The organism is Nostoc sp. JL34 (assembly GCF_017114945.1).
In the GTDB taxonomy this organism is placed as follows: domain Bacteria; phylum Cyanobacteriota; class Cyanobacteriia; order Cyanobacteriales; family Nostocaceae; genus Nostoc.
The window spans coordinates 1-12,787 of sequence record NZ_JABXKQ010000034.1; the positions used below are offsets into that span (position 1 = coordinate 1).

A 12,787-nucleotide genomic window follows, 5' to 3' on the forward strand; every position below is an offset into this window, starting at 1 on the left:
ATGCTCAAAAGACTAGCTGCTAGCTAGCTAAAAAAGATATCAAATGGGTTCTATAAGGCAATAGGGTTGGGTTAAAGAAAATCGTAGGTTGGGTTGAGGAACGAAACCCAATATTTGCAGTGGTTTGTGGGGTTTCACTTCGTACCCCTACAGGGAAGCAAGCTACAAACCAACCTACGCAGTTTATGGTTTTTGACGCAAAATTCCAGATAGTTGTCAAGAAAATCAGAATGAAGTAGCAGCAGAAAGGAATAATTAACTAAATATGGCATAATTAGCTTTTCCCTGCCGTTTAGCTCGGTACATAGCAATATCAGCATCCCGCAGCAGAGTTGCAGGCTCCTCTTCATTGCTAAAATTCCAAGTAATACCAATGCTAGCTGTAGTAGATAATTGATATCCATTCAGGTTAAGTGGCAATCTTAAGGAGTCTTGAATACGTTTGGCAACATTGGTGGCGTCAGTAATGTCTTTAATATCCTCCAAAAGAACAGTAAACTCATCACCACCAAATCGTGCTACAGTATCGCCACTGCGTAAGCACGACTCTAAACGTCTAGCGATCGCTACTAAAAAATCATCCCCTATTCCATGCCCAAAGCGATCGTTAATCTCTTTGAAGCCATCTAAATCCAAAAATAAAACTGCAAAATAATAATCGCTTCTGCGTTTACTACGTTCAATGGTTTGTCTGAGCCGATCTAAAAATAAAACACGATTCGGTAATGCGGTTAGCCCATCGTAAAACGCATTGCGGATCAATTGCGCCTCTGTCTGCTTGCGTTTGGTGATGTCTTGAAAAACTAAAACCGCGCCAGTAATATTGCCATTTTGATCGCGGATGGGTGCAACATTATCCCCAATCGCTATTTCTTTACCGTCTTTGGTAATCAATGTACAGTTTTCTGGTAAATTCAAAATTTCACCTGCTTCCATTACATCTGTGGCTAGATTTTGAATTGTTTCTCCTACATCTTTGTCAACTAAGTTAACGACTTCTACTAAATCTTTCCCAAACGCTTCACTTTGTTTCCAGCCAGTGATTATTTCTGCTCTGGGATTCATCATTTGAATACAACCATTTGTATATGTCACAATTACTGCACAGCCCATACTGTTAATAATTGCCGTTAGCCTCTGTTTCTCTTCGTGTAATATCTTTTTGCTCTGATGTTTGTACAGAGTCATTTCAATCGCAAAATGTAAATCACTTTCAATAAATGGTTTGACTATGTAACTAAAAGGTTCACTTAGCTGATTTTTATGTAATGTTTTATATTCTGAATATTCTGTTAGATATACTACAGGCACATGGAACTGATTCTGGATAATATCCACTACGTGTACACCGTCAATTTCCCCAGCTAGGCAGATATCAATTAATACTAAATGTGGATGAATTTCTGCTACCTTTTTTATTGCCTCTTCACCAGAATTAGTTATTTCTGAAACGGAATAACCTAATTTTTGTAAACTTTTTCTAATATTTGAAGCTAGGATTTTCTCATCCTCAACAATTAGGATTTTTCGGGCGAACATGTTTAAACAACCTGTTTGCTAAGGTTCAGATTTTTGTTGTGGGTGTCAAATGCGATCGTAAAGCTTTTATTTGATCATCAACAATCTTTAACTACCCCGTATTTTTGCTTGATAATAAATACTGACTAACGCTCAAATAGTAATGTTATTATCCTCCAATAATTTCTCTGTTTGTCAAAGCTAATGCTGATTATTACATGCAGCTAATATCATGTTATTAACGTGAATGTATAAATTACCATGTAATTACCAGCAAGAAAAAACTGAATTTCAAAAATATGCAATAATTTTTCTTAAGGAAAGTATAAATACTAAGTATAGTATTTATGTAAAAATTAATCAAGAATAAAAATTCAGAAAATCACAGTATACTACTTTCATATAAGTTGAAAAACTTCAGAGAGTGTGTTGTACGTAATATAATAATATGCATTACCTAAATCACTACTAAAAATTAATCATTATCTGAAATTAAAGAATTGAATACCACTTTGTGTACAAACAGTTTTTGTCTAAGTCTGGCTCTAAATTCCCATCTGAAACTGTCTTAAATTTTGCATATAAGTGAAATGATGTTACTTGTAATTATTCATTGCTTCAGGTTAATACTTAATCACATAAATCCTGCGATCTGAAAATATGCAAATTAAATGCTTATCAGCAGATCGCGGGATTTTTTAGTTTTTTAAGAATGAGTAAGTGCTGGGGGCAATGGCAGGAAAGATTCTCTTTGTGAGATATTTCCAGGCTCCATGTAAACCTCTTATCTTTGCTAGGTGATAGATATTGAAAAAAAACACGTTTTGTGATTTTTTAGAGATTGGACTTACTTTTAGTCAGTTCAATGCTAATTTTGCCACCAAAGTCTGGAATAGGTGCAGCAGGTTTGCTGAGAGTTACTTGGACTTTTGTTACACGATCGCATTCTTGGAGGATAGAATCTGCGATCGTTGTTACCAATTTCTCCACCAAAACAAATTTAGATGTTTTGATCAGATGTTGTATCAAGCTAATGACGCTGCGATAATCTAAAGTGTCTTCGATCGCGTCAGTCTTGGCCGCTGTGGAGATATCCAACCATAACCTCACATCCACCTCAAACCATTGTCCTAGCACCTGTTCTTCTGGTAGATACCCAGTGTAGCCATAGCCCCGAATTCCCGTTAAATGAATGCAGTCCATAAAAGTTTGAGAGCAAATTGTGCATTTTGTAGAAAGTGGAGCAAGTTTGCTGGGAGATTTCCTTGCCCAGAAACTCGCGTGGTGGTGATGGAACTCAACACCGCATTGATGGATTTTAAATTGAATTTCCCTAGACAAAATCTAAAATTGTTTTATAGCTATGTTTGATTTAATGCCAATCGCTTATAGGAATGTTAATCAACTTTGGGCTTATATTTTAACAGAGACGCTAAAGCGGTTGGGATTGACTTGTGCCATCATTTGTCCTGGATCGCGCTCAACACCGTTAGCGATCGCTTTTGCTCAACAAGTACCTGAGATTGAAGCAATTTCCATTCTCGATGAACGTTCCGCCGCCTTTTTTGCTTTGGGACAAGCTAAAGCAACCGGACGCCCGGTGGTATTAGTTTGCACTTCTGGTACAGCAGGGGCAAACTTTTATTCAGCAGTAATAGAAGCTTCATATAGTCACGTACCACTGTTGGTATTAACCACCGATAGACCTCCAGAATTGCGAGATTGTCACTCTGGGCAAACTGTAGATCAATTGAGATTATATGGAAACTACCCAAATTGGCAAACAGAGTTAGCCTTACCCTCCGCCGATCTGGGAATGCTAGCTTACTTGCGACAAACAGTAATTCATAGCTGGGAAAGAGCGCAAACTCCTACAAAGGGGCCAGTACATTTGAATATTCCCTTTCGCGATCCTTTAGCGCCTCTACCTGATGGAACTGATTTGAGTTATTTGCGATCGCAGTTTCACCCAGAAGACTTTTTCGCAGGAATAGCAAACCCATGCCCCATACCCTATGCCCCATGTCCCATGCCCAAAGAATGGAAAGAATGCGATCGCGGCATTATTATCGCAGGTGTTGCCCAACCGTCGCAACCACAGGAATATTGTAGAGCGATCGCGCACCTTTCCCAAACTCTCAAATGGCCTGTGCTAGCTGAGGGACTCTCCCCAGTGAGAAATTATGCCCAACTCAACCCTTATTTAATTTCCACTTATGACCTAATTTTGCGAAATCAGCAACTAGCAAAGCAGCTAGCACCCGAAATGGTGATTCAGGTGGGAGAAATGCCTACGAGTAAAGAACTGCGTACCTGGATAGATGCAACCCAACCCCGACGCTGGGTGATTGACAAGAGCGATCAAAACCTCGACCCTTTACATGGGAGAACGACGCATTTACGCATATCTGTAGAAGATATAAACACAGAGGAGACAAATTTATCTTTCTCGTCAGACTATTTGCAGCAATGGTGTGATGCGGAAGCTAAAGTCAGGTTAGTCGTTGACCAGACGATGGGGAAAATAGATGAAATTCTTGAGAGTAAAGCAGCTTGGTTAATTTCTCAGATTTTACCACCAGAAACGCCTCTGTTTATTGCCAATAGTATGCCTGTGCGGGATGTGGAATATTTCTGGAAACCGAATAATTTAGAAGTGCGATCGCACTTTAACCGGGGTGCAAATGGCATAGATGGCACATTATCCACTGCTTTAGGAATTGCCCATCGCCAGCAAAGTAGTGTGATCTTAACGGGAGATTTAGCACTGTTGCATGACACTAATGGTTTTTTAATCCGCAATAAGTTTGTCGGACATCTGACGATTGTGTTGATCAATAACAATGGCGGTGGGATTTTTGAAATGTTACCCATTGCCAAATTTGACCCACCATTTGAAGAGTTTTTCGGCACTCCCCAGGATATTGATTTCGCTCAGTTGTGTGCTACTTATAATGTGCAGCATGAATTGATTACTTCTTGGCAGCAATTGCAGCAAAGATTAAACCCATTACCAGCTAAAGGAATTCAGGTTTTAGAGTTGCAGACAAATAGGAAATTGGATGCCAAGTGGCGACAAGAGAATTTAGGGAAGTTTGCGGGAGATATTGCGATTTAGTTATTCTGAAGATTAAGCGAAACCTTGCCTAAAATTAACAAGATTGAAAAATGCTGGTCTTGGCTAAAAAGTCGAATCCGCAAAAAACTGGAGTAGTTTGATTGTTTATGAGATCCCATTGAGGATGTCTTGCATTTTAAGTTCTAACCACCTTGATAGTTGCTGTATCCTAAAATACTATAGAGATTCTTATGTAGATGCAATAGGTTTTAGGGGCATAAAAATGAAATCTCTAGTGGATTTAACGCAGATGAAACAGAGGAATTTCGGAAATTACTTAAAAAATATCCCCTTTTCAGGATTTTCAGTTATGGGCTTGAAGTAACTAAACATAGATGCTCAAAGTGCTTGTAGGTTGTGAGTTATCGGATAATCACATAATATGAGCATTTTAAATACAAAAAGACCAGCCTCCCACAGCTGGCCTATAAAATATTTTTTTTGCGTTGTCTTCTCAAGAGAGTTAAAACCCAATTGCGCGTTCCCAAAATGCAACGGGCAACTTTTCTTAACAATATTGTAACAGCCAACACAGATTTTTCCAGAATATTCATCAAAAAAAGATATGGACAAAGCTTAAAAGCCTCTATCTATCAGGAGAATTCAGCAGATCGTAGGGTATAGATGGGAGAAATAAAGGGAGATAAGGGAGAAAATTTTACCTTGTCTCCCTTGTCCCTCTTATCCCCGCATCAGTCTTAACCAATCAATTTCAACTCGACACGCTACTGATACTGGGAGCGATTTCTGCATCTACTGATGTTTCGCCTACGCGGAGGATTTTAGCCCCCAATTGCTGCAACTTCATATCAAGTCGATCGTAGCCGCGATCGAGGTGCTGTAATCCTTGAATCGTGGTTTGTCCTTCTGCTGCCAGTCCTGCTATGACTAACGCTGCCGATGCTCGTAAATCTGTGCCTAATACTGGTGCGCCAGATAACTTCGGTACTCCCCGAACGAAAGCAGCGTTGCCTTTAACACGAATGTCTGCCCCCAAGCGATTCAACTCTGAGGCATGACGCAAGCGATTTTCAAAGACGGATTCGTTAATCACACTGTCGCCTTCTGCCAATGTCAGCAAAGCCATGAATGGCGCTTGCATATCTGTGGGAAAACCTGGATGGTATTGGGTTTCAATATCTGTTGCCTTGAGGGTTTCCGCTGGCAGAATGTGTAAGTGTTCAGGCTTTTCCTCAATTATTGTCACCCCAATATCCCGCAGCTTGGCAATCACTGGTACAAGATGTTCTGGAGCCACCGGCGAGAGAATAAGTTCTGAGCGAGTAATTGCTGCTGCCAACAAAAACGTCCCAGCCTCAATGCGATCGGGAATAATGCTGTAATCAACAGAATGCAACTTGGGGACTCCTTCGATAATAATCCTGCTAGTCCCCGCGCCCTTAATTTTCGCTCCCATAGCGTTACAAAAGTTAGCTAGATCAACTACTTCTGGTTCTCTAGCAGCATTTTCGATGATTGTTTCACCCTCTGCCAGGGTAGCCGCCATCATCAAGTTTTCCGTCGCTCCAACGCTGGCGATATCTAAGTAAATCTTCGCACCTTTTAATCTCCGGCTGCTGCCAGGGACATAGGCATTACAAATGCCATGCTCAATTTGTACTTCTGCTCCCATTGCTTGCAGTCCTCGAACATGCAAGTCAACTGGTCTTGCGCCAATGGCACAACCGCCTGGTAAGGGCATCTGTGCTACTCCTAGTCTTGCCAGAATAGCTCCAATGGCGAAAAAACTTGCTCTCAACTGGGTAACTAGTTCGTAGGGAGCTTTTGATGTTTTAATCTCGCTGGCATTGATGTCTAAAATGTCACCTTGTCGGGTTAATTGTACACCTAAAGCCGATAACACCTGAGCCATCCGCTCTACGTCCGCTAATAAAGGGACATTACGAATACGACAATCGCCCGGACACAGCAAGGCTCCAGCCATGATTACCAGTGCTGAATTTTTTGCCCCGCTAATTTTCACATGACCCCGCAAAGGATGCCCACCCCAAATTTGCAAGACTGAGGAGTCTGCTTCTGGAGAAATTTTGGCATCTGGTAAGCTGGTAGAAGGATTAATAAGCCTACCTCCAAAAGTAATACGTATTTTATATGTTTGAAGTTGGTTTTGATTCTACAGTAAAGATTCAAAATGTCCACGTTTTAGAGCAGCGTCTTGCATAAAAAAATTGTTTTTGGGGTGAGATATATGGGCTGTAAAGAAGCAATAGTAAGCTTTTTGAGCTTTTGAAAAATTTAACAAAAAATAATGAATAAGTAGTAGTTTTAAGCAAAAATAAATACTCAGTAAAATAACTTAAGTGTTCTCTAAAAATCAATGCTGTGCTGTTCAGTTAATATTTTAATTTCACCTATCGCCTGAATCACTCGTTTTCAGTTTGAGATTCTCTCTTAAACGAGGCACTATATTTAACTTGACAAAGGTAAAAAATTACGCAATAATAAGAAATTGTCGATAAGTTTGAGTGCCGGCGGAACTGGCGGAATTGGCAGACGCGCTAGATTCAGGTTCTAGTGCCGCAAGGCTTCCGGGTTCAAGTCCCGGGTTCCGCATATCAATTTTGGATTTTAGATTGCCGATTTTGGTGAAGCAGCGCGGTCTTCTCACTAGGGGAGACAGCAAAGGCGATAGCGCAGCCTTACTTAGTGAGTCCGCCAGCGTCTGGGGGTTTCCTCTCCATAAGCGACTGCTGAACCCGAAGGGATTAATCTAAAATCCAAAATCCAAAATCTAAAATCGTGTTGACCAGTTTACAAAATTCATTAGTCAAGCAAATTCGCAAACTCCACTCCACCAAGGAGCGGCACAAGCAGCAGTTATTTTTACTAGAAGGGACACACCTCTTAGAAGAAGCTTGTGCGGTCAATTACCCACTAGAAACAGTGTGTTGTACCCCAGATTGGCAAGTAGCCCATCCTTCACTGTGGGATGAAGCTTGTAGCCGATGCGATCGCGCCGAAATTGTCAGTAGAGAAGTCTTGGATGCGATCGCTACCACAGTCCAACCAGATGGTGTGGTGGCAACGGCAAAACGAAGCCAACGCCAAACTCAACTACCATTTACTGGTTTAGTGCTAGCTTTAGAGACAATACAAGATCCCGGCAACCTGGGTACGATGATCCGCACTGCTGCCGCTGCCGGAGCATCGGGTTTGTGGGTAAGTGGAGATAGTGTAGATTTAGATAGCCCCAAAGTTCTACGGGCTTCAGCAGGGCAATGGTTTCGCCTAGCAACAGCCGTAACCGAAGATTTAAAAGCAACAGTTCAACAAAGTCAGCAGGCAGGAATGCAGGTAGTGGCAACTTTACCCACTGCGACTTTAACTTATTGGGAAGTGGACTGGCGAAAACCCAGTCTGATTTTATTGGGAAATGAAGGTGCTGGATTGTCAGCAGATTTAGCAGCGATCGCAGATCGGCAAGTTAGAATTCCTTTGAGTCCTGGGGTGGAATCTTTGAACGTGGCGATCGCAGCCGCTTTAATGTTGTACGAAGCTCAACGGCAATTGATTTGTCAATAATGAATTTTAACTTTTTACCCCAATTGGGTTTTTGTTTTTTCTTCGAGATATTGTTCAATATCAGCAACTGCGTCCTCAAGAGCCGCTAAATCAATATCTATCAAGTCTTGATCGAGTTCGACTTCAGTGAAAGTACTAGTATGAAATTTGGGGATCTCTTCTTCCTCAATCGAACTTTCTTGTAAGATATCCTCTAACTGTTCGAGGGATTGTTGAAATACTTGATCGGCAGCGCGGCGCTGTTCTGGCTGATTTTGCTCCATAATATTAGCTTGAAAATCCTGATTTACTGACTTAATTTTGATTCTAGTTCCTACAGATTTAAATTTTGCACTCATAACATCATAGTTGTGTGCTGTATCAACTTTAGCAGTGGTTATCAAGAATATCGATACCTATCTCCAATTGCTAAGACTGGAGATTTATCGCGATCGCTACGAGTAAACTCAATCAAATTTGGCTACATTTTGGTAAGTTTTATAAAAAAGGTCTAATACTTAATTTGATAGACTATCTTAAATTTGAAATTATAAAAACTGGTAGCTCAGGGCTGATAACTAACTATGAGTGAAGCCTTATTCTGTATCGAAAATCTGCGAGTTGCCTATCCTGCTCGGAGTGGAGAAGAAGCAAGCTGGGCGGTTGATGATGTATCTTTCACCTTGAAACCAGGTGAAAGAATGGGATTAGTGGGAGAGTCAGGTTGTGGGAAGTCAACTATTGGACGGGCAGTAATGCGTTTACTACCAGCCTCTAGCCGGATTGAGGGACAGGTGACATTTCAAGGACAGTCAGTGTTAGACTTGACACCTAACCACCTGCGGAAATTTCGGGGAGAGGCGATCGCCTTAATTTTTCAAGATCCCATGACACGCCTCGATCCGTTGATGACAATTGGTAAGCATTGTATCGAAACTCTCCAGGCGCACTCACCACAATTATCAACGCGGGAAGCTAAAGAAAAAGCACTTGCTACCTTGGCAAAGGTGAATATTCCAGTCAGTCGCTGGAATCAGTATCCCCATGAGTTTAGCGGTGGAATGCGACAACGGGTAGCGATCGCCTTAGCTTTACTCCTCAACCCCAAGTTAATTGTTGCCGATGAACCCACCACCAGTCTAGATGTCACCGTTTCCGCGCAGATATTGCAAGAATTAACTCGCCTGTGCGGTGAAGAAAACATGGGATTGTTGTTGATATCTCATGATTTAGCAATGGTGGCTGAATATTGCGATCGCATTGGCGTGATGTACAACGGCAAGATGGTGGAAATGGGTGCTACAGAAACCGTATTTAGACAACCTCAACATGAATACACGCGATCGCTTTTAAAAGCAGCTTTACACATTCAAGCAGTAAATGATAGTGGAGAATTGATAATTGCCAATGACGGAGAAAAACAATTACCGATTATTAATGAAAAATCTCCAATTTTGAGTGTTACAGAACTCAAGCAACACTACACCATCGAACCTAACTTTATCGAACGACTGCTTAACACACAAGCGCAGACAATTAAAGCAGTAGATGGGATCAACCTGGATATTTATTCAGGAGAAATTCTTGGCTTGGTTGGGGAATCAGGTTGTGGTAAAAGTACGCTATCACGAACAATTTTGCAATTAATTCGCCCCACTAGTGGCAAAGTTGAATTTTTAGGACAGGATTTAACTAAACTGTCGCGTCAAGAAATTCGTTCTTCACGGCGACAAATACAAATGGTTTTTCAAGATCCTCATGCTTGTCTCAATCCAGCTATGACGGTGGGGCAAAGTATCGCAGATCCTTTATTTATCCATAATCTTGCCAATCCTGCCAAGGCAAAAGAACAGGTTTTATGGATGCTAAATAAAGTTGGGTTAACACCGCCAGAAGTGTATTATGAGCGCTATCCGTCGGATTTGTCTGGTGGACAACAGCAAAGAGTTGCGATCGCTCGTGCTTTGATTACTCACCCTAAACTTTTAATCTGCGATGAACCCGTGAGTATGTTAGATGCCAGTGTGCAGTCGCAAGTGCTGGATTTGATGTTGCAACTAAAGAAAGAATTTGAGTTAACTTATCTATTCATCACTCACGATCTTTGGTTAGCTCGATTTTTGTGCGATCGTATTGCCGTAATGAATGGCGGTAAAATTGTCGAACTTGGTCTTACAAAAAAGATTTTTGCAAATCCTCAGCACCCTTATACCAAAACCTTACTAGCTGCTGCTCCCTTACTAGCACGTACATAAATCAGGAGTTATGAGTTTAAAATTCCTAACTCTTAACTTCTAACTCGTATAACAAGTACGATAGAAGCCGTAGAATTGCTACTGTTAACACTGTATTATTTTTGAATATTTTCTGAAAATTTTTTCCGAGACTGTAGCAATGACTATTCGCCATGCGGCTGAAACTGACTTACCTGCAATTGTGGCAATTTACAATGCCGCAGTTCCCAGCCGCATGGCAACGGCTGACTTAGATCCAGTATCTGTGGAAAGTCGCCTTGCTTGGTTTAAAGGGCGATCGCCTTCGCAACGCCCACTTTGGGTAATTGAAATAGACGGAATAATCGCTGGATGGCTTAGTTTCCAATCCTTTTATGGGCGACCCGCCTATAGTAAGACTGCCGAAATTAGTATTTACATAGCCCCTCACTTTCATCGGTCTGGCTTGGGACGGCAACTCTTAGCACGAGCAATTAACGAAAGTCCTAGTTTAGGTCTAAAGAGCCTAGTATGCTTCATTTTTGCCCACAATCAGCCCAGTTTAAAACTCTTTGAAACCTTTGGTTTTGAACGCTGGGGACATTTACCTAACATTGCCGAACTTGATAGTGTTGAACGGGACTTAGTGATCATGGGACTGCGAATTAGTAAACCTGTTGTTTAAGGCGATCGCTATTTTCTTAAACTTATAAATTAAATTCGGTCACAATTGGTCTGGATTAATTCCCCGTTCTTGTAGTAAAGCACGGAGAGCTTCTAACTGGGCTTCAGCTTGCTCTGCTCGTTGTCTTTCTTGCTGTCGTTGTCGGTCTAATTCCAAAAAGGTGAGAAAGCGATCGCCATCAGGACGATAAATTTGCAGTTCTTCCTCAGTAAAATCGAAACGCACCCCCAATCTAGGGCTGATCCAACCAACAATTTGGTCAATCACTTCTAATCTTGAGTTCCGTCGCTGCCAGCCTGTAAAGTCAACCACATCAGGTTCATACAAATAATATTCTTCCACACCGTAGCACTCATAAAACTCTAATTTTTTCGCCATTTTAGAGATCCGGTTTCCAGGCGACCAAATTTCAAATACCACCTGCGGGGGAATGTTGTCTTCAAGCCACTGTTTATAAGAACCTCGGTATCCTTTTGGTCTACCAAATACTACCATCACATCAGGAGCTTGGCGGAGCTTGTTATCATCTTCCACCGAATACCACAACAAATCTCCAGCGACAAACACATTTGGGTCATTGCCAAACAGCAGTTCTAAATTATTTTTAATCCAGACAATTAATTCAAACTGCTTAGTGTTGTCTGCAATTGGTTGTCCATCGCTGTTTTAGGCTTTGATCCTCCAAAAATGCGACATTACACCGACTTTACAATAGGGTGATTCACCTCATGACATTTAAATTACAATCCTCATACTCAAATCCAACCACTTCGACTGAGTAATCGGCGCACTGCTAGAAATATAGTCAACACCCGTTTCCGCCACACCGCGAATCGTTTCCAAAGTCACATTCCCCGAAGCTTCAATTTTCACCCGGCTATCCTGCTGGCGAATCAACTGCACCGCCTGACGCATCATATCCAAAGGCATATTGTCCAACATAATAATTTCAGCCTTGTGCTGCAAAGCTTCTTTCACCTGCTCTAAACTTTCCGTCTCTACCTCAATTGTCAAGGGATAAGGAATCTGAGAACGAATACGGGTAATAGCTTTTCCAATTCCCCCAGCAGCCGCAATGTGATTATCCTTAATCATCACCGCATCATCCAACCCCATACGGTGATTAATCGCCCCACCCAAAGCAGTCGCGTACTTTTCCAAAAGTCTCAGCCCTGGTGTAGTTTTGCGCGTGTCCACCAACTGAGCAGGTAAATCAGCAATTTTCTCTACATATATATTAGTCAACGTAGCAATCCCACTCAAGCGCATAGCCAAGTTGAGCGCCACCCGTTCCCCCATCAGTAGCGCATCCAGCGAACCATGAATTTCAGCTACGATTTGTCCCGGCTCACACCATGCACCCTCAGCCGCAACCGCCACAAAGCTGACTTTTTCATTCAAAATCTGAAACACCCTAGCTGCAACAGGTAAGCCAGCAATAATCCCAGAAGCTTTAGCGATCCATTTCGCAGAGCCTAACGTCACATTTTCTACTAGTAGCGTATTTGTAGTGCGATCGCCCCTGCCAATATCCTCTATCAACCAGCCGTGTAATAGTGGATCTAAAACCAGCCAAGGGGGCAAAACACCAGAATTATTCACAATTTTAATTGCTTCCTTAGTAAGTTCCAGCCATACTATAGCCTAAAACCCTTACTATCCAAGGTTTTGATAGTGACTCCAAAGCCATTCCAAATTAATTTGGAAAAAGTAGTTGACACAAAGAGATAG

General features: G+C 41.6%; 9 protein-coding genes, 1 tRNA gene and 1 pseudogene. 5 read left to right on the forward strand and 6 right to left on the reverse strand.

From position 1 onward, the window contains the following. Positions 1 to 255: 255 nt before the first annotated feature. Together HWQ44_RS05850 and folB are read right to left on the reverse strand one after the other, a co-directional pair. Positions 256 to 1,539 (reverse strand): diguanylate cyclase, encoded by a 1,284-nt coding sequence (locus tag HWQ44_RS05850; RefSeq protein ID WP_292716133.1) that lies wholly within the window; start codon positions 1,537 to 1,539, stop codon positions 256 to 258. An 813-nt stretch (positions 1,540 to 2,352) separates the two neighbouring features. Next, the gene (gene folB / locus HWQ44_RS05855) at positions 2,353 to 2,721 is read right to left on the reverse strand and encodes a dihydroneopterin aldolase (RefSeq protein ID WP_069073964.1); all 369 of its coding nucleotides are present in this window, start codon (positions 2,719 to 2,721) and stop codon (positions 2,353 to 2,355) included. A gap of 160 nt (positions 2,722 to 2,881) precedes the next feature. On the opposite strand from folB, the gene menD reads away from it, so the two are divergent. Continuing rightward, complete coding sequence (gene menD, locus HWQ44_RS05860) at positions 2,882 to 4,636, forward strand: 2-succinyl-5-enolpyruvyl-6-hydroxy-3-cyclohexene-1-carboxylic-acid synthase (RefSeq protein ID WP_292716138.1); 1,755 nt, start codon at positions 2,882 to 2,884, stop codon at positions 4,634 to 4,636. A gap of 712 nt (positions 4,637 to 5,348) precedes the next feature. On the opposite strand, the gene murA is transcribed toward menD, so the two are convergent. Next, the gene (murA, locus tag HWQ44_RS05865; RefSeq protein WP_292716149.1) at positions 5,349 to 6,716 is read right to left on the reverse strand and encodes a UDP-N-acetylglucosamine 1-carboxyvinyltransferase; all 1,368 of its coding nucleotides are present in this window, start codon (positions 6,714 to 6,716) and stop codon (positions 5,349 to 5,351) included. A gap of 412 nt (positions 6,717 to 7,128) precedes the next feature. Here murA and HWQ44_RS05870 point away from each other — a divergent pair. Together HWQ44_RS05870 and HWQ44_RS05875 are read left to right on the forward strand one after the other, a co-directional pair. Then, positions 7,129 to 7,210, forward strand: a tRNA-Leu gene (locus HWQ44_RS05870). Positions 7,211 to 7,396: 186 nt separating this feature from the next. Next, on the forward strand, positions 7,397 to 8,179 hold the full coding sequence (locus HWQ44_RS05875) for an RNA methyltransferase (protein WP_292716141.1): 783 nt from the start codon (positions 7,397 to 7,399) through the stop codon (positions 8,177 to 8,179). Between the two features lie 14 nt (positions 8,180 to 8,193). On the opposite strand, the gene HWQ44_RS05880 is transcribed toward HWQ44_RS05875, so the two are convergent. Beyond that, positions 8,194 to 8,517 carry a hypothetical protein gene (locus HWQ44_RS05880; protein WP_334726521.1) on the reverse strand — a complete coding sequence of 108 codons (324 nt, stop codon included), beginning with the start codon at positions 8,515 to 8,517 and terminating at the stop codon, positions 8,194 to 8,196. A gap of 225 nt (positions 8,518 to 8,742) precedes the next feature. Between HWQ44_RS05880 and HWQ44_RS05885 the strand changes: the two genes are divergently transcribed. Next, positions 8,743 to 10,413, forward strand: a complete 1,671-nt coding sequence (locus tag HWQ44_RS05885; RefSeq protein WP_292716142.1) for an ABC transporter ATP-binding protein — start codon at positions 8,743 to 8,745, stop codon at positions 10,411 to 10,413. Positions 10,414 to 10,552: 139 nt separating this feature from the next. After that, a complete protein-coding gene (locus HWQ44_RS05890; protein WP_292716144.1) occupies positions 10,553 to 11,056 on the forward strand; it encodes a GNAT family N-acetyltransferase in 504 nt (167 codons plus the stop codon). Between the two features lie 39 nt (positions 11,057 to 11,095). On the opposite strand, the pseudogene HWQ44_RS05895 reads toward HWQ44_RS05890, so the two are convergent. Both HWQ44_RS05895 and nadC read right to left on the reverse strand, forming a co-directional pair. Then, a pseudogene (locus tag HWQ44_RS05895) lies at positions 11,096 to 11,719 on the reverse strand (Uma2 family endonuclease); the annotation flags it as partial. Positions 11,720 to 11,791: 72 nt separating this feature from the next. Beyond that, the gene (gene nadC / locus HWQ44_RS05900) at positions 11,792 to 12,658 is read right to left on the reverse strand and encodes a carboxylating nicotinate-nucleotide diphosphorylase (RefSeq protein WP_292716146.1); all 867 of its coding nucleotides are present in this window, start codon (positions 12,656 to 12,658) and stop codon (positions 11,792 to 11,794) included. Between the last annotated feature and the right edge of the window lie 129 nt (positions 12,659 to 12,787).

What these genes read in the sequence shown, in the direction of transcription:
- HWQ44_RS05890 (WP_292716144.1), top strand. Translation starts at nt 10,553, where the DNA reads ATGACTATTCGCCATGCGGCTGAAACTGACTTACCTGCAATTGTGGCA.
- HWQ44_RS05850 (WP_292716133.1), bottom strand. Translation starts at nt 1,539, where the DNA reads ATGTTCGCCCGAAAAATCCTAATTGTTGAGGATGAGAAAATCCTAGCT.
- HWQ44_RS05880 (WP_334726521.1), bottom strand. Translation starts at nt 8,517, where the DNA reads ATGAGTGCAAAATTTAAATCTGTAGGAACTAGAATCAAAATTAAGTCA.
- folB (WP_069073964.1), bottom strand. Translation starts at nt 2,721, where the DNA reads ATGGACTGCATTCATTTAACGGGAATTCGGGGCTATGGCTACACTGGG.
- menD (WP_292716138.1), top strand. Translation starts at nt 2,882, where the DNA reads ATGTTTGATTTAATGCCAATCGCTTATAGGAATGTTAATCAACTTTGG.
- HWQ44_RS05885 (WP_292716142.1), top strand. Translation starts at nt 8,743, where the DNA reads ATGAGTGAAGCCTTATTCTGTATCGAAAATCTGCGAGTTGCCTATCCT.